Source organism: Streptomyces sp. NPDC050625, assembly GCF_040654755.1.
GTDB lineage: Bacteria > Actinomycetota > Actinomycetes > Streptomycetales > Streptomycetaceae > Streptomyces.
Window position 1 is genome coordinate 52,780 of the sequence record NZ_JBFAIQ010000011.1, and the last position, 16,661, is coordinate 69,440.

Genomic DNA, 16,661 nt, shown 5'->3' on the forward strand with positions numbered 1-16,661 from the left:
TTCGGGTTGATCAGGGCAAAGAGGTGCCGTCCGATTCGTCCGCGGCCGCTCGTCGTTACACGGTGTCACTGGCTGCCGGCAGGTATCGGGCGTACTCGTCGAGCACCCGCAGCACCTCCGGCTCCCCGGCAGGCGGCAGCTGCACCACGGTCTCCTCGATGCCGAGTTCGGTGTAGTGGGCGAGCTTTCCGGGGGTGGGCTGGACGGCGTACGGCACCACCTGGAGGGCGGCCGGGTCGCGCCCGGCGTCCGCCCACACCGAGCGCAGCACGGGCAGCGACTCGGCGAGCCCGCGCCCACCGATCGGCATCCAGCCGTCCGTGTACTCGGCGATGTGCGCGAACAGCTTGGGCCCGGCGGCGCCGCCGACGAGCGTACGGGGCCCGACGACCGGCCCCCTGGGCTTCTGGGCGGGCTTGGGGTGGGCCCGGCTGGCCCGCACGCTTCCGAACTCCCCCTCGTAGGCGGTGGGTTCCTCGTCCCACAGCGCACGCATGAGCGCCATCCGGTCACGCACCAACTCCCGCCGCGTACGCCACTCGACCCCGTGGTCGGCGGCCTCCTCGACGTTCCAGCCGAAGCCGAGGCCGAGCGTGAACCGCCCGTCGGACAGGTGGTCCAGGGTCGCGATCTGCTTGGCGAGGGCGATCGGGTCGTGCTGGGCGACGAGCGTGATGCCGGTGCCGAGCCCCAGCCGCTCGGTCACCGCGGCGGCCTGCCCGAGCGCGACGAAGGGGTCGAGCGTGCGGCCGTACTCGCGCGGCAGCTCACCGCCGGCCGGGTACGGGGTGGTCCGCTCGACAGGGATATGGGTGTGTTCGGGCAGATACAGCCCGGCGAAGCCGCGCTGTTCCAGCTCACGGGCGAGCCGGACGGGGGCGATGGTCTCGTCGGTCAGGAAGATCGTGACGGCGATTCGCATGTCCCAGGTGTACCCAGCCCCGGGCCAACTGTCGATACCGACCGGTAGGCATTGCCCTTGGCGGTATCGCGCCGATGACGGGACCGTGCGCCGCGTCTAGGTTGGGAAAGGTGAGGACGACAAGCGGCACCCTGCCGCCCGGCTCCCCGGACTACGTCTACGTTCCCGTCGAAGTCCCCGCAGGCGTGAGCGAGTTGAAGGTCTCCTACACCTACGACAGGCCTCCCGTGCCACCCGGCACCCCCGGGAACGCCCTCGACATCGGCCTCTTCGACGAACGCGGCACCGAGCCGGGCGGCGAGGGCTTCCGCGGCTGGTCCGGCGGCGCCCGCACCGAGTTCTTCGTCCGCGCGGACGAGGCGACACCGGGCTACCTCCCCGGCCCGCTGCGGGAGGGCACCTGGCACATCGTCCTCGGCCCGTACACCGTGGCGCCCCAGGGCCTGGCCTACGAGCTGACGGTCACGCTCACGCACGGTGAGCCGGGCACCGCCGTACCGCCGGTGTACCCGCCCGCCCGCGCCGAGGGCCGGGGCCGGGCCTGGTACCGGGGCGACTGCCATCTGCACTCCTGGCACTCCGACGGCCGCCGCACCCCGGCCGAGATCGCGGCGCTGGCGCGGGCGGCCGGCCTGGACTTCATCAACACCTCCGAGCACAACACCAACGCGGCACACGCCCACTGGGCCGCCGAGGCGGGCGACGACCTGCTGATCCTGCTGGGCGAGGAGGTCACCACGAGAAACGGCCATGTGCTGGCCCTCGGCACCGACCCCGGCACCTTCGTCGACTGGCGCTACCGGGCACGGGACCACCGCTTCGGCCGCTTCGCCCGGCACATCCACCGGGCCGGCGGCCTGGTCGTCCCCGCCCATCCGCACGCCACCTGCGTCGGCTGCGCCTGGAAGTTCGGCTTCGCGGAGGCGGACGCCGTGGAGGTGTGGAACGGCCCCTACACGCCCGACGACGAGGTGGCACTGGCCACCTGGGACGCGCAGCTGGTGGCCTCGGTGCGGGAGCCGGGACGGGGCTGGCTCCCCGCGATGGGCAACAGCGACGCCCACCGCGACCCGGACGTCGTCGGCATGCCCCAGACGGTCGTCCTCGCCGACGACCTCACACGGGAGGCGATCCAGGAGGGCCTGCGCGCGGGCCGCTCGTACGTCGCCGAGTCGAAGAACGTGGCGCTGACGTTCACGGCGACGAGCGAGGACGGGCAACGGGCAAGCATCGGCGAACGGCTGGAGTCGGACCCCGACACGCCGGTCACCGTACGCCTGGAGGCCTCGGGCGTCCCGCGCTGCACCGTCCGCCTCGTCACCGACCAGGGCGTCCTGCTGACGAGCGACCCGCTGCCGGTGACCGGCTCCGGGGTGGTCGAATGGCGTACGACACCGGCGTACGCGGCCTACGTCCGGGCGGAGCTGCGCCACGAGACCGCGCTGGGCCCGCTGCCGGGCTCACTGGCGGCCTTCACGAACCCGATCTTCCTGGGGCGTCGGCAGACCGCGGACCGATGACCCGGCGCCACCGCACCTCGCCGTCCCGCACGTCCCCGGTGGGCGTGAGCCCGGCGACGGTGGCGACGGCGGCGGATGCGCGGTGCTCCGGGTGGATGTGGGCGACGACACCCTCCACTCCCTTTTGCTCCGCGAGCCAGTCGACGAGTCCCCGTGCCGCCTCGGAGGCGATGCCCCGCCCCTGCCACGGCGTCCCGACGACCCAGGCGACCTCGGCGACGGAACCCGGACCGCTCCCCGCGGGCCCGACGGTCGCCTGGACGGTGCCCGTCAGCCGGTCCTCGTCCCGGAGCCGGATCACCCAGTTCAGCCAGGAGACGGCGGGATCGAGGGAACCGGCGGTGAGGCGCCGGTAGCGCGAGCGCAGCTCCCGCGGGGTGTCGGGAGTGCCGCCGATGTAGCCGTGCAGGGCGGGGTCGGCGAGCACCGCGGCCATCTCCTCGGCATGCTCGACGAGCAGCGGCAGCAGTTCCAGCCGCGCCGTGCGGATGATCCCGGCTCTCACGATGCTCATGGGCGTACCTTCGCATCAACCGGTCCAGCCGCCCGCGAGAGGCTTCGAGCGCATGTCCCGTTACACCGATCTGAAGCACCAAGCCGTCACCTGGTTCCAGCGCCACCTCGGCAACCCGGTCCTGCGCCGGATCCCGCTCCAGACGGTCCTGGAGACCACGGGCCGCAAGTCCGGTCTGCCCCGGCAGACGCCGGTGGGCGGACGCCGTATCGGTGACTCCTTCTGGCTGGTCTCGGAGTTCGGCGAGAAGTCCCAGTACGTGCGCAACATCCAGGCCGACCCGTCGGTCCGCGTCCGTATCCGGGGCCGCTGGCACACCGGCACCGCCCACCTCCTCCCGGACGACGACCCCCTGGCCCGCCTGCGCACCCTGCCCCGCATGAACAGCACGGCGGTGTGGGCGCTCGGGACCGATCTGCTGACGGTGCGGGTGGATCTGACGGGGTGAGGCTCACCCCGGCCAGACGATCGCCTGCACCTCGCTGTACGCGTGCAGGGCGTAGGCACCCACGTCCCGGCCCACCCCGCTCTTCTTGAAGCCCCCGAACGGCGCCTCCATGTTGCGGCCGACGGTGTTCACGCCGACTCCGCCGGCCCGCAGCCGCCGGGCCACCCGGAAGGCCCTGGCCACGTCACCCGACCAGACGTAGTCGATCAGGCCGTAGTCGGAGTCGTTGGCGAGGGCCACGCCCTCGTCCTCCTCGTCGAAGGGGATCACCGACACCACCGGGCCGAAGATCTCCTCCCGGGCCACCCGCATCTCGTTCGTGCAGTCGGCGAGGAGGGTGGGAGAGACGTAGAAGCCACGGTCGAGGGGAGGGCGTTCGCCGCCCGTCACCACCGTCGCGCCCTCCTTGCGGGCCAGTTCGACGTACGACTCCACCCGGTCGCGGTGTTCCGCCGAGATCACCGGGCCCACCACCGTGTCCGGATCCCTCGGATCGCCCACCTTCAACCGGGCCGCGTAGGCCGCGAGTTGCCCGACCAGACGGTCGTACACGCCCCGCTGCGCCAGCACCCGCGTCGGCGCCGTGCAGATCTGGCCGCTGTAGAAGGAGAACGTCGTCCCGATCCCCGCCACCGCCGACCCGATGTCCGCGTCGTCGAAGACGACCGCCGCCCCCTTGCCGCCCAGCTCCATCAGCTGCCGCTTCATCTGCCGCCCGCACACCTCGGCGATGCGCTGCCCCACCGCCGTGGAGCCGGTGAAGCTCACCATGTCGACGTCGGGGGACGCCACGGCCTCCTCGCCGACCTCCACCGCCCGGCCCGAGACCACGTTCACCACCCCGGGCGGGACCCCGGCCGCCTCCAGCGCCTCCGCCATCCGGTAGACGGACAGCGGGTCCTGCGGTGCCGGCTTCACCACCACCGTGTTGCCCATGGCCAGCGCCGGGGCGACCTTTCCGGCCGGGTTCGCCCACGGGTTGTTGTAGGACGTGACGCAGGTGACGACACCGACGGGCTGGCGTATCGCCAGCGCGCCCATCACACCCGCCTTCCCCGCCCCCACTGCCTTAAGGGCGTGGGAGGTACCCCCACCCGCCTCGTTGATCTGCGGCGGGATCGCCCACTCGGCGGGTTCGACCCGCGCGTACCTGCGGAAGCGGGCCGCCGCCACCCCCACCTGCATCCCGCGTGCCGTACCGGTCGTGGCGCCGGTCTCCGCCTGGGCCAGATCCGCGTACGGGAGCAGTTGTCCGCGGATGATGTCCGCGGCCCGCCCGAGCACGGCCGCCCGCTCCTCCGGGGCCGTCCGGGACCACGGGCCGAAGGCCTCGCGGGCCGCGGCGCAGGCCGCGCGCACCTGCTGCCGCGAGGCCTCCGGCGCCAGGCCGACGGTCTCCTCGGTCGCCGGGTCGGTCACCGGGTGGTGACCCGCGTCCGGCTCCACCCAGGCGCCGCCGATGAACAGCCGCTGCCCTTCGGACGGGGAACTCACCGGGTGCTCACCGTCCTCGTGTCCCGCCCGGAGCGCAGCACCTTCCCGGGTACGGCCCGGCTGACCACGTCGTCCCGGATCGCCTCGACGCCGTTGACCCACACGGCCCGCACCCCGATCGCCCGGGAGTCCAGCCGCGGGCTGTCACCCGGCAGGTCGTGCACCAGGGTGGCCTGGCCCGCGTCGATCCGCTCCGGGTCGAACAGCACCAGATCCGCATGCCAGCCCTCCCGGATCCGGCCGCGTTCGCGCAGCCCGAACAGCCGCGCGGGGTCGTCCGTCAGCATCTTCACCGCCTGCTCCAGGCCCAGCAGCCGCCGGCCGCGCAGACAGTCACCGATGAAACGGGTGGTGTACGGCGCTCCGCACATGCGGTCCAGATGCGCGCCCGCGTCCGAGCCGCCGAGCATGACGTCCTCGTGCCGCCAGGTCTCCGCCCTGAGCGCCCAGGAGTCCGGGTCGTTGTCGGTGGGCATGGGCCACAGGACCGTACGGAGTTCGTCGGCGGCGCAGATCTCGACCAGGCAGTGGAAGGGGTCCTGGCCCCGCTCCGCCGCGATGTCGCGGACCACCCGGCCGGTCAGCCCGGCGTTCGCCTCGCTGTAGGTGTCGCCGATGACGTACCGCCCGAAGTTCGCCAGCCGCCGGAAGACGCCGGCCTCCTTCGACCCGGCGTGCCGGAGCAACTCCGCCCGCACGTCCGGGTCACGGAGCCGCGCGATCCGCTCGGGGACGGGGAGACCGAGGACCGGGCCCCACCCGGGGATGAGGTTGAGCGCGCAGAACGTGCCGAGCGACATGTTCATCGGCGTGAGGATCGGCATGGTGAGGGCGACGATCCGCCCGCCCGCCTTCCGCGCCCGCTCGCTCGCCGTCAGCTGCCTGGGCACCCGCTCCGGGACCGCCGCGTCGACCGTGAGGACGTTCCAGTTCAGGGGGCGTCCGGCGGCCGCGCTCATCTCCACGAAGAGATCGATCTCGTCGTCGCTGAACTGGTCCAGGCAGCCCGCGACGATCGCCTCGATCTGCGTGCCCTCGTGCTCCGAGACGGCCTTCGACAGGGCCAGCAGTTCGGCGGGCAGTGCGTGCCTCGACGCCACCGGCTGACCGTCACCGTCCGAGTGGGTCGAGGACTGGGTCGTGGAGAAGCCCCACGCACCCGCGTCCATCGCCTCGTGAAGGAGCCGCAGCATCTCGGCGAGCTGCTCCTGCGTCGGCTGTCCGCCCACCGCGTCCGGCCCCATGACGTACCGCCGCAGCGCGCAGTGCCCCACCATGAAGCCCGCGTTGACGGCGATGCGCCCCTCCAACGCGTCCAGGTAGTCCCCGAAGGTGTGCCAGCTCCAGGGCGCGCCCTCCTCCAGCGCGACCAGGGACATCCCCTCCACCTTGGACATCATGCGGCGGGTGTAGTCGGCGTCCTCGGGCCGGTCCGGATTGAGGGGCGCGAGGGTGAACCCGCAGTTCCCGGCCGCGACGGTCGTCACCCCGTGGTTCAGGGACGGGGTCGCGTACGGATCCCAGAAGAGCTGGGCGTCGTAGTGGGTGTGCGGGTCGACGAAGCCGGGGGCGAGGACGAGTCCGGTGGCGTCCTCGCTGGTCCGGAACTCCTCGGTGACCGTTCCGACGACGGCGATACGACCGTCACGGGTACCGACGTCGGCGGTGAAGGCGGGCACACCGGTCCCGTCGACGACGGTCGCCCCTTTGATGACGTGATCGAGCATGAACCTGGTCTCCTCAAACCTGCGATCCGGTGACCGACCTGCTGTCCTACGCCCCCGCCCCCGCCCGGAACCGCGTGGTCCGATGCACAGGATCCGTGTCGATCTTCGGAATCACGTGCTCCCCGATCAGCCGAATCGTCTGCAGCGTCTCCTCCTTCGGCACCCCCACCGGCAGCCCGAAGCTCAACTGGTCGGCCCCGGCCTGCTCCCACCGCTTGCACTGCCGCAGCACCTCGTCCGGGTCGCCGCAGATCAGCAGCTCCTCCTCGACCAGCAGCTCCACGAACTCCGGCGTGTACTCGGGAAGGGTCTCCGGCCAGACCGGGAAGCCCTCGGGCCGCGGGAACGTGTCGTGGTACCGGAACACCAGCGAGGGCAGATAGTGCAGCCCCCCGGACGCGGCGATCCGGATCGCCTCGTCGTGCGTCGGCGCGCAGATGGCCGTGGTCGTCACCATGACGTTGTCGTTCACGAAGTCCCCGACGGGCTCCGCGTTCACGACGGCGGTCTTGTACTGCTCCAGCACCCACTCCATGTCGGAGACCTTCTGGATGCTGAAGCCGAGGACGCCGAGCCCCTTGCGCGCGGCCATGGCGTACGACGGCGGCGACCCGGCCGCGTACCACATCGCCGGATGCGACTTGCCGTACGGCTTGGGCAGGACCTTCCTGGGCGGCAGCTGCCAGTGCTTGCCCTGGAAGCCGGCGTACTCGTCCTGGAGCCACATCTTGGGGAACTCGGCGATGGTCTCTTCCCAGATCTCCTTGGTGTAGTTCATGTCGGTCACGCCCGGCAGGAAGCCGAGGATCTCGTGACTGCCCGCGCCCCGCCCGCTGCCGAACTCGAAGCGGTTGCCGGAGAGGTGGTCGAGCATGGCGACCTTCTCGGCCACCTTCACCGGGTGGTTGACCTGGGCGAGCGGGTTGAAGATCCCCGAGCCGAGGTGGATGCGTTCGGTGGCGTGGGCCAGGTAGCCGAGGAAGACGTCGTTGGCGGACAGGTGCGAGTACTCGTCCAGGAAGTGGTGCTCGGACGCCCAGGCGTACTTGAAGCCGGACTTGTCCGCCTGGATGACGTACTCGGTCTCCTCCATCAGTGCCTTGTGCTCGGCCAGCGGGTCGGTCTCGGCGCGCTTGCCCACGTATCCCTGTACAAAGAGCCCGAATTCCAAGGCGGTTCACCGTCCCTGTAGTTCTTCGCCTGTTTCTGACACCTCGTCAGATTCAACTAGCGCCTGACTGTGGCACCACGGGGTTGCACCGTCAATAGCTGACGATTAGTCAGATCGTGCGGTCAGATCACACTCACGCCGGCCAGCCATCCGCCGTCGATCACGAACGGCTGCCCGGTGATGTACGAGGAGTCGTCCGAGGTGAGGAAGAGGGCCAGCCGGGCCACCTCCTCCGGCCTGCCGATCCGGCCGAGCGGCACGAGCTTGCGATACAGCTCGTCCAGGGCCCTGGTCATCTCCTCGGGATCGGCGTCCGGGTCGAGCCGGGCCGGGTTGGACATCGCGGTGTCGATGGCGCCCGGACAGATGGCGTTGACCCGGATCCGACGGCCGGCCAGCTCCAGGGCGGCGACCCGGGTGAGCCCCAGGACGGCGTGCTTGGTCGCCGCGTACGTGCCCACGGCCGCCATCCCGGTGAGCGCGGTGTACGAGGCGGTGTTGACGATCGTGCCCCCGTCGGCCATCTCGGGCGCCACGGTCTTCATACCGAGGAAGCAGCCGACCTGGTTGACCTGTATGACCTGCATGAACTCTTCGAGGGGCGTGTCCACCAGGGAGTTGAAGCGCAGGATGCCGGCGTTGTTGACCAGCCCGTCGACGCGGCCGTACGCCTTCTTGGCGGCGGTGAGGGCGCCCCGCCAGTCGGCTTCCTCGCCCACGTCGAGGTGGACGTACAGCGCGCCGAGTTCCTTGGCGAGCTCCTCGCCCCGGTCGTCCAGCACATCGGTCAGGACGACCCTCGCACCCTCCCCGGTGAACAGCCGCGCCTCCTGCTCGCCCTGCCCGCGCGCCGCTCCGGTGACGATCACGACGCGTCCGTCCAGCTTGCCCATGTCCACTCCTCAGCCTGGGTCGAGCCCGGGGGCGACCTCGGCCCCGAAGGCGGTCATCTGGTCGGTGAGCTCCGCGCGGCCGCGGCAGCGGAAGCGCACCTGGATCTGGTGCACGCCCATGGCCCGGTAGGCGCGCAGCGACTCGGCGAGGGCGTCGGGGGTGCCGGACAGGGTCCGGCGCCCGACGTCCCAGGCGGGCGTGCCGACGTACAGGGGCTCGGTAATGGCTCCGACGGTCAGGGGCGCCTCGATGCCCGCCTCGGCCCGCAGCCGCTTCAGCTCGGCGATCTGAGCGGGCAGCCGGTCCCGTGGATCTCCTTGCGGCAGCCAGCCGTCACCCTTGAGCGCGGCCCGGCGCACGGCGGCGGGCGAGGACCCGCCGACCCACACGGGGACCCGGGCCTGGGCGGGCCGGGGAAGCTGCCCGAGCCCTTCGAAGTCGTACAGCTTCCCGTGGTGCTCGGGGAACTCGTCCGGACCCAGCGCCGCCCTCAGCGCGTCGATCGTCTCGTCCAGCACGGCCCCGCGCTGCCGGAAGTCCACCCCGAGCGCCGTGAACTCCTCCTCCACGTGCCCGGCGCCGACCCCGAGGATCAGGCGGCCGCTCGCGAGGTGGTCGAGGGTGGCGTACTGCTTGGCGGTGAGGAGCGGATGCCGCAGGCCCACGATGGCGACATGGCTGAGCAGCCGCACCCGCTCGGTGACGGCGGCGAGATGGGCGAGGGTGGCGACGGGGTCGTACCAGACCGTGCTCATGGCCGCGGCCAGCCGCCGCGGGACGGCGACGTGGTCACAGCAGGCGATGTAGTCGAACCCGGCGCGGTCGGCGGTCCGAGCGATCTCGACGAGGTCGGCCGGGCCGGCGGAGGCCTCCCAGCCCTCGGCGTAGATCGTGCTCTGGGACTGGACGGGGAGCTGGATGCCGTAGGCGAGACTCACACGGACCCCTTCCAGAGTCCGTCGCGCGTGAGCCCCAGCAGCTCGATGGCGTTCCCGCGGACGATCCGCTCGACGACGTCCGCCGGGAGGTGGCCCATCTGGGCCTCGCCGACCTCCCTGGACTTCGGCCAGGTGGAGTCGGAGTGGGGGTAGTCGGTCTCGTACAGCACATTGCCGACACCGATGGAGTCGAGGTTGCGCAGCCCGAAGGCGTCGTCGAAGAAACAGCCGTAGACGTGCTCGGCGAACAGCTCGGAGGGCGGCCGGGGGACCTTGTCGGCGACCCCGCCCCAGCCCCGGTTCTCCTCCCACACCACGTCGGCGCGCTCCAGGATGTACGGGATCCAGCCGATCTGCCCCTCCGCGTACATGACCTTGAGGTTCGGGAAGCGCTCGAACTTCCCGCTCATCAGCCAGTCGACCATCGAGAAGCAGCAGTTGGCGAAGGTGATGGTGGAGCCGACGGCGGGCGGGGCGTCGGCGGAGGTGGAGGGCATACGGCTGCTGGAGCCGATGTGCATGGCGACGACCGTGCCGGTCTCGTCGCAGGCCGCGAGGAAGGGGTCCCAGTCGTCGGTGTGGACGGAGGGGAGCCCGAGGTGCGGGGGTATCTCGGAGAAGGCGACGGCGCGGACGCCACGGGCGGCGTTGCGGCGGACCTCGGCGGCGGCGAGGTGGGCGTCCCAGAGGGGGATGAGGGTGAGGGGTATGAGCCGACCGCGGGCATCCGGCCCGCACCACTCCTCCACCATCCAGTCGTTGTAGGCCTGGACGCAGAGCAGGGCGAGCTCACGGTCCTTGGCCTCGGTGAAGGTCTGGCCGCAGAAGCGGGGGAAGGTGGGGAAGCAGAGGGCGGACTGGACATGGTTGACGTCCATGTCGGCGAGCCGCTGCGGGACGTCGTACGACCCGGCCCGCATCTGCTCGTACGTGATCACCTCCAGCTTGATCTCGTCCCTGCTGTAGCCGACGGCGGTGTCGAGACGGGTGAGGGGCCGGTGCAGGTCTTCATAGACCCACCAGTCGCCGATGGGCCCGTCGTCCCCCTGCTTTCCCATCACGGGCTTGAACCGCCCGCCCAGGAAGGACATGTCCTTGAGCGGGGCGCGGACGATGCGCGGCCCGGTGTCCCGGTACTTGGCCGGCAGCCGGTCCTGCCAGACGTTCGCGGGCTCCACGGTGTGGTCGTCGACGGAGATGATCTCCGGCAGTTCTGTCCGGGTGTCCATGGCGCTCACGGTAGCGCCGATCTGACGACCCGTCAGCTACCGTGCGGGCGTCCGTGATGGTGAGGTGTGTGCGGAACTGTGCGGAGAGCTTGTGAGGGGCTTGTGGACTCCCGTGAGCCGGGCTGTGATCGGCGTCTCGCACGGCTGACGCATCCGCCATGAACAAGGCAAACTGACGGAGTGGTTCGGGATGTCTAGGGGGACGGGCATGGACGGTGTACCGCGGGTACCGGAGCAGCGGCGCCCCGGCTCCTTGGAGGAGCCGGCCGCGCTGCGCTTCAGCGTGCTCGGTCCGGTGCGCGCCTGGCGCGGCGAGGAGCCGCTCAACACCGGCTCACCCCAGCAGCGGGCGCTGCTCGCCGCCCTGTTGCTGCGCGAGGGCAGGACGGCGACCGCGGCCGAGCTGATCGACGCCCTGTGGGGCGCCGAGCCGCCCTCGCAGGCACTGGCGGCGGTACGGACGTACGCCTCACGGCTGCGCAAGGTGCTGGACCCCGGGGTCCTGGTGAGCGAGTCCGGCGGCTACGCGGTCCGTGACCTGGGCGAGGGCGCGCTGGACCTGGCGGCGGCCCAGGACCTGGCGGCGGACGCGGAGAAGGCGCGCGGCGCGGGGGATCTGTGCCATGCGCGGCACGTACTGAACCAGGCGCTGGGGCTGTGGGACGGCGAACCCCTGGCCGGCGTACCCGGCCCGTACGCGGACACCCAGCGCGTCCGCCTGGAGGAGTGGCGGCTCCAACTCCTCGAATCCCGCCTGGACATGGACCTGGAGCAGGGCTGCCACGCGGAGGCGGTGTCGGAGCTGACGGCACTGACGGCGGCGCACCCGCTCCGCGAGCGCCTGCGCGAGCTGCTGATGCTGGCGCTGTACCGCAGCGGGCGCCAGGCGGAGGCACTGGCGGTGTACGCGGACACGCGCCGCCTGCTGGCGGAGGAGCTGGGCGTCGACCCGCGCTCCGGCCTGAAGGAACTCCAGCAGCGGATCCTCCAGGCGGACCCGGCCCTCGCGGAACCCTCCGCTCCGGTGGCCGAGCCCGCGGCGGTCCCGGTACGGCCCGCCCAGCTCCCCGCGACCGTCCCCGACTTCACCGGCCGCGCCTCCTTCGTCTCCGAGCTGAGCGAGGTGCTGGCGTCGGCCGAGGGCCGGGTGATGGCCGTATCGGCGCTGGCGGGGATCGGGGGCGTGGGCAAGACGACGCTGGCGGTGCATGTGGCGCACCAGGCGCGTTCCGCCTTCCCCGACGGGCAGTTGTACGTCGACCTACAGGGCGCGGGCGCGAGGGCGGCGGAGCCGGAGACGGTACTGGGATCGTTCCTGCGCGCACTGGGCACCCCGGACTCCTCCATCCCCGACTCGCTGGCGGAGCGGGCGGCGCTGTACCGCTCGGTGCTGGACGGCCGCCGGGTCCTGGTCCTCCTCGACAACGCGAAGGACGCGGCACAGGTACGGCCACTGCTGCCGGGCACCGAGGGCTGCGCGGCGCTGGTGACGTCACGCGTGCGGATGGTGGACCTGGCGGGCGCCCACCTCGTGGACCTGGACGTGATGTCCCCGGACGAGGCGCTGTCCCTCTTCACGAAGATCGTGGGCGAGGAAAGGGTGAGGTCCGAGCGCGAGGCCGCCCTGGACGTGGTGGCGGCGTGCGGCTTCCTGCCGCTGGCGATCCGCATCGCCGCCTCCCGCCTGGCGGCCCGCCGCACCTGGACGGTCTCGGTCCTGGCGGCCAAGCTCGCGGACGAACGGCGCCGGCTGGACGAACTCCAGGCGGGCGACCTGGCGGTCAAGGCAACGTTCGAACTGGGCTACGGCCAGTTGGAGCCGGCCCAGTCCCGCGCGTTCCGCCTGCTGGGCCTGGCCGACGGCCCGGACATGTCACTGGCGGCGGCTGCGGCGGTCCTGGACCTCCCGCTGGAGGAGACGGAGGACCTCCTGGAGGCCTTGGTCGACACCTCACTGCTGGAATCGGCGGCGCCCGGCCGGTACCGCTTCCATGATCTGGTCCGGCTCTACGCGCGTGCTTGCGCGGAGAGGGACGAGCAGCCGGCGAGTGAGCGGGACGCGGCGATGTCGCGGTTGCTGGACTTCTATCTGGCGACGGCGGCGGGGGTTTACGCGATCGAGCGGCCTGGGGACCGCATGGTCGTCCACTTGGCGCCGACGTCCTACAGGGGCCTTTCGTTCACGGGGCGGGCGGAAGCCCTCGACTGGCTCTTCGCGGAGGCTCAGTGCCTACTGGCCTGTGCCAGGCAGCAGACGACCGGCAGCGGGCTCGGTCGAGCCGTTGATCTGCTGTGGGCCGCGAAGGATCTGGCGGAGTCGGGAGCGAACGCGAAGCAATACGAATCGGCAGCCGTGGCCCTGCGGGACGCCGCGCAGGAAGACACCGATGTCCGAGCGGAAAGCCGTGCCCGGACGGCGCTCTCCAATGTTCACCTGGCCGCCGGACGCTACTCCGAGGCGGACGAAGAGGCTCGCCGTGCCGTCGCGCTGGCCGCCGCAGCGGGAGACGCCGCACCCATCAGCTGGGCCTCCACCGACCGGGGGATCATCGCTCTCAGTCAGGGCCGTTACGAAGAGGCCGAGGAGTTCCTCACCACGGCCAGGGACGGTTATCGAGCGGACGGGAACCGGCCTGGTGAGGCCAGCGCGCTCTGCAACCTGTCGCGGCTCTACGAGCGCATGAACCGCACGTCCGACGCGGTCACTCTGGCGCAGCAGGGCGTCAACATCTTTCAGCAGCTCGGCCTTACTCTGCGCCTCGCAAATGGCCGCTACGCCCTCGGCGTCGCACTCATCCAAGCCGGACGCCTGTCCGAGGGGCTCGTGCAACTGACCGATGCACTGGTGATGTTCGGGAACAACCGGCAACGACTGTGGGAGGGGACGGCGCACTTCCGCATCGCACAGCTTCACCTGGCCGCTCGGCACCCGGCCCAGGCGGCCCAACACGCCGAGCAGGCTCTGGCCATCGGATTCATCGGCGGTGATTTAATCCGAGGCAGCGTGCTGAACACGCTGGGCAAGAGCCTGCACGCACTGGGCCAGTTGGACCGGGCACGGGCCTGCTGGCACGAGGCCCTGCTCCTCCTGGAACAGTCGGGAGCACCCGAGGCCTCCGAAGTACGCCTCCTGCTGGCGCCTCTGGACGCACCGTGAGCTCGCCGCCGTCGGCGTTCATCGAACGTTTATGACCACCTGACAAAGTCGACTCAACGGTTCGTCGTGTCGGGGGACATGAGGGCCGTACCGAGCCCACGGGGGGTGGGTCCGGCTCATGTCCTCTGTCCGGCGATACTCGGGGGAGTCGCCGGACAGAGGCATCTCACCACTTGAACATCACTCCCAGGGGGAGCCTGAACATGAGCAGCAGCGAGAAGCAGACGACGGACGTCACCACGATGGAGAACCACGCGCCCATGCCGCCGGCGCTCGACACGACAGCCACCACGGCAAAGGACACCCAGACGTCCACCCCCTCGACCGACGAGGAGATCACCACTCTCGAGAACCACGCGCCCGTGCCGCCCGCCCTGGACCTCAACGGCAAGTAAGCCTCGCCCCAAGGGGGATCGGCCGCGGCGGTGCGGAGGGGAGGCCGCCGCGGCCGAGGTGCGTCCAGGGGCAGGACCCAACCCCTCCAAGGCAGGTCGGCCGCAGGACCCGCCACTCACTCGGCTTCCGCCAACTCGCACCACACGGTCTTGCCCACCGCCCCCTGCTCCACTCCCCACCGCACCGTCACCGCATCCAGCAGGGTCAGGCCGCGTCCCGTCTCATCGTCAGGCGTGGCCGGCAGAGAGACGGGAAGGGCTCGCCCGGCCGGGTCCGAGACCTCGACGCGAATGCCGTCACCGTCCATGCGGGCCACCCGTACGCGGACGAGGGTGCCCACCCCCACATGCCGGATGACATTGCTGACGAGCTCGGTGACGCAGAGCTGGACGCCGGAACAGGGGGCGCCGAGATACCGGCGTACCGTACGGCGCAGGCCCGGCACCGCCTCGGGTACGGCGAGGAGATCCAGGTCCAGGGGCGGCGGACTCGGCACCCGGCCGTCACCCCACGACAACGCCGCGGTGAGCTTGCGCGCGGTCGCGGTGTTGCAGTTGCCGAGCGCGACCAGGCCCGCGGAAGCCTGAGACGCCGCCGCGAAGCTCGGCAGGTCCACTCGGAGCGAGGGCAGCTTGATGCCGTGGGCGGCGAGGGCGTCGCGCAGTCCCTCCACGCAGAGGGTCGTGTCGTAGACGCCGGAACCAGGGGAGGACGGCTGTGGGGGCACGGTCGCTTACACCTTCCAGTGCGTTCTGTGACGGATCAGTCACACCATGACGTCGAGCCGCGTAACGTTGAAGCCGTTTCGGCTGCGCAAACGCATCTGGCAAACGGCGGTGATGAGTTGTGCCCCCACGCAAAGACCCCGACGCCTCGGCGAACGTCCCCTCCTTCTACGGCGCCGAGTTGCGCTACCAGCGAGAGCTGGCCGGCCTCACGCTCGAACAACTGGCGGAGGGAAGCTTCCGAGGCGTCCCGTTCCTGAGCCAGATCGAACGGGGTGAGCGGCGCATGCCCCTGGATTTGGCACGGCACGTCGACAAGGTGCTGGGGACGGACGGCTTTTTCGAGCGGCGTTGTGAAGATGCGCGCAGGGCACGGCAGTCGGGGCATGCGGAGTACTTCGCAGATGTGGCGGAGATGGAGCAGCATGCGGAGTCCATTGAGGACTGGGCGCCGATGCTTGTGCCTGGGCTGTTGCAAACCCAGGCCTACGCCAAGGCTGTCGTTCGCACGTCACTCCCATGGTTGCCGCCCGAGACGGTCGACAAGCAGGTCCAGGCACGGTTGAAGCGCGCGGAGATCTGGAAACACGAAGAGCAGCCGTCGTTCTGGGCGGTCCTGCATGAGTCCCTCGTGCGCAAGCCGCTCCTGCCGTCGACCGAGATGGCCGTACAACTGGAGCACATCGCTCACGTGATCCGCTCCACGCAGGGCGTTCTGCAGATCCTGCCGGAAGCGGCGCACGCCCACCCGTTCATGATGGGCATGATGCGGGTCATGACCTTCCCGGATGCCCCACCGGTGGCCTACACCGAGGGCCTCCACAATGGCCAACTCATCGACTATCCAGCGCTCGTGAAGGACTACCGCAGGTCGTACGATCTGCTCAGGGCCGCGGCACTCCCGCCAGAGGCGTCCCTGGCCATGGTCGAACAAGCGGCAGAGGACTACCGAGATGGCAAGCACCGGGATTGACCTGAGCACCGCCCAGTGGCGCAAGAGCAGCTACAGCAACGGGAGCGGCGGCGAGTGCGTCGAAGTCTCGATCGCTCACCCCGGCATGGTGATCCCCGTCCGTGACTCGAAGAGGGCCCAGGACGGCCCCGTACTGCTCTTCCGCCCGTCCGCCTGGGCCACGTTCGTCGCCACCCTGAAGGGCTGACGGCACCGGGTTATCCACAGGGGCAAAGCGGCGGATCGCGGATTCTGCGATCTTGGCCGGGTGGAGGGAAAGGACTTAAGGACGCTGGCGGTGAGGGGCATCCTCATCACCGCACGAGCCGTCGAGGCCGACTGGCCCCGGCGGAGCCTCACGCGGGCGCTGCGCGGCGAGGGCTGGACCCTGCTCCGGCTCGGCGCCTGGGTCGAGCCCGGGCGGGACCTGGACCTCCTCACTCGGCTTCGGGCGACGCAACTCCTTGAACCCCGGCTGGTGGTGAGCCACCGGCAACTCATCGGGGCAACAGCCGGACAGCTTGCCCCCCCCCAGCCCCCAGCCACCAGTTCCCTCGCCCCCAGCGCCCGCGCC

15 protein-coding genes are annotated in these 16,661 nt (G+C 70.9%); 6 read left to right on the forward strand and 9 right to left on the reverse strand.

The genetic code is table 11. From position 1 onward, the window contains the following. Positions 1-55: 55 nt before the first annotated feature. Complete coding sequence (locus tag AB0I54_RS24435) at positions 56-922, reverse strand: LLM class F420-dependent oxidoreductase (RefSeq protein ID WP_363298259.1); 867 nt, start codon at positions 920-922, stop codon at positions 56-58. 110 nt (positions 923-1,032) lie between these two features. On the opposite strand from AB0I54_RS24435, the gene AB0I54_RS24440 reads away from it, so the two are divergent. Next, entirely contained in the window at positions 1,033-2,442 is a 1,410-nt protein-coding gene (locus AB0I54_RS24440) for a CehA/McbA family metallohydrolase (RefSeq protein WP_363298260.1), read from the forward strand. Here the strand turns inward: AB0I54_RS24440 and AB0I54_RS24445 are convergent. After that, on the reverse strand, positions 2,396-2,956 hold the full coding sequence (locus AB0I54_RS24445) for a GNAT family N-acetyltransferase (protein ID WP_363298261.1): 561 nt from the start codon (positions 2,954-2,956) through the stop codon (positions 2,396-2,398). The two genes, AB0I54_RS24440 and AB0I54_RS24445, sit on opposite strands and share 47 nt — an antisense overlap. 52 nt (positions 2,957-3,008) lie before the next feature. On the opposite strand from AB0I54_RS24445, the gene AB0I54_RS24450 reads away from it, so the two are divergent. Then, a complete protein-coding gene (locus AB0I54_RS24450; protein ID WP_363298262.1) occupies positions 3,009-3,404 on the forward strand; it encodes a nitroreductase family deazaflavin-dependent oxidoreductase in 396 nt (131 codons plus the stop codon). Between the two features lie 3 nt (positions 3,405-3,407). On the opposite strand, the gene AB0I54_RS24455 is transcribed toward AB0I54_RS24450, so the two are convergent. The 6 genes from AB0I54_RS24455 to AB0I54_RS24480 form a co-directional block, all read right to left on the reverse strand. Then, positions 3,408-4,898, reverse strand: a complete 1,491-nt coding sequence (locus AB0I54_RS24455; RefSeq protein ID WP_363298263.1) for an aldehyde dehydrogenase family protein — start codon at positions 4,896-4,898, stop codon at positions 3,408-3,410. Beyond that, the gene (locus AB0I54_RS24460) at positions 4,895-6,625 is read right to left on the reverse strand and encodes a D-aminoacylase (RefSeq protein WP_363298264.1); all 1,731 of its coding nucleotides are present in this window, start codon (positions 6,623-6,625) and stop codon (positions 4,895-4,897) included. Before AB0I54_RS24460 ends, AB0I54_RS24455 begins: the two co-directional genes overlap by 4 nt. 46 nt (positions 6,626-6,671) lie before the next feature. After that, a complete protein-coding gene (locus AB0I54_RS24465) occupies positions 6,672-7,796 on the reverse strand; it encodes an LLM class flavin-dependent oxidoreductase (RefSeq protein WP_363298265.1) in 1,125 nt (374 codons plus the stop codon). A 122-nt stretch (positions 7,797-7,918) separates the two neighbouring features. Then, on the reverse strand, positions 7,919-8,689 hold the full coding sequence (locus AB0I54_RS24470; protein WP_363298266.1) for a glucose 1-dehydrogenase: 771 nt from the start codon (positions 8,687-8,689) through the stop codon (positions 7,919-7,921). A 9-nt stretch (positions 8,690-8,698) separates the two neighbouring features. Beyond that, positions 8,699-9,628 (reverse strand): LLM class F420-dependent oxidoreductase, encoded by a 930-nt coding sequence (locus AB0I54_RS24475; protein WP_363298267.1) that lies wholly within the window; start codon positions 9,626-9,628, stop codon positions 8,699-8,701. Continuing rightward, entirely contained in the window at positions 9,625-10,857 is a 1,233-nt protein-coding gene (locus tag AB0I54_RS24480; RefSeq protein ID WP_363298268.1) for an amidohydrolase family protein, read from the reverse strand. The genes AB0I54_RS24475 and AB0I54_RS24480 overlap by 4 nt, the downstream gene beginning before the upstream one ends. 208 nt (positions 10,858-11,065) lie before the next feature. On the opposite strand from AB0I54_RS24480, the gene AB0I54_RS24485 reads away from it, so the two are divergent. Further along, positions 11,066-14,014, forward strand: a complete 2,949-nt coding sequence (locus tag AB0I54_RS24485; protein ID WP_363298269.1) for a BTAD domain-containing putative transcriptional regulator — start codon at positions 11,066-11,068, stop codon at positions 14,012-14,014. A gap of 203 nt (positions 14,015-14,217) precedes the next feature. Further along, positions 14,218-14,409: a hypothetical protein gene (locus AB0I54_RS24490; RefSeq protein ID WP_363298270.1), complete on the forward strand. Its 192-nt coding sequence runs from the start codon at positions 14,218-14,220 to the stop codon at positions 14,407-14,409. Between the two features lie 116 nt (positions 14,410-14,525). Here the strand turns inward: AB0I54_RS24490 and AB0I54_RS24495 are convergent, their stop codons facing one another. After that, on the reverse strand, positions 14,526-15,137 hold the full coding sequence (locus AB0I54_RS24495) for an ATP-binding protein (RefSeq protein ID WP_363298271.1): 612 nt from the start codon (positions 15,135-15,137) through the stop codon (positions 14,526-14,528). Positions 15,138-15,256: 119 nt separating this feature from the next. Here AB0I54_RS24495 and AB0I54_RS24500 point away from each other — a divergent pair, with 119 nt between their 5' ends. Next, the gene (locus tag AB0I54_RS24500) at positions 15,257-16,108 is read left to right on the forward strand and encodes a helix-turn-helix transcriptional regulator (RefSeq protein ID WP_363298272.1); all 852 of its coding nucleotides are present in this window, start codon (positions 15,257-15,259) and stop codon (positions 16,106-16,108) included. After that, entirely contained in the window at positions 16,089-16,295 is a 207-nt protein-coding gene (locus tag AB0I54_RS24505) for a DUF397 domain-containing protein (RefSeq protein ID WP_363298273.1), read from the forward strand. The genes AB0I54_RS24500 and AB0I54_RS24505 overlap by 20 nt, the downstream gene beginning before the upstream one ends. The last annotated feature ends 366 nt before the right edge of the window (positions 16,296-16,661 follow it).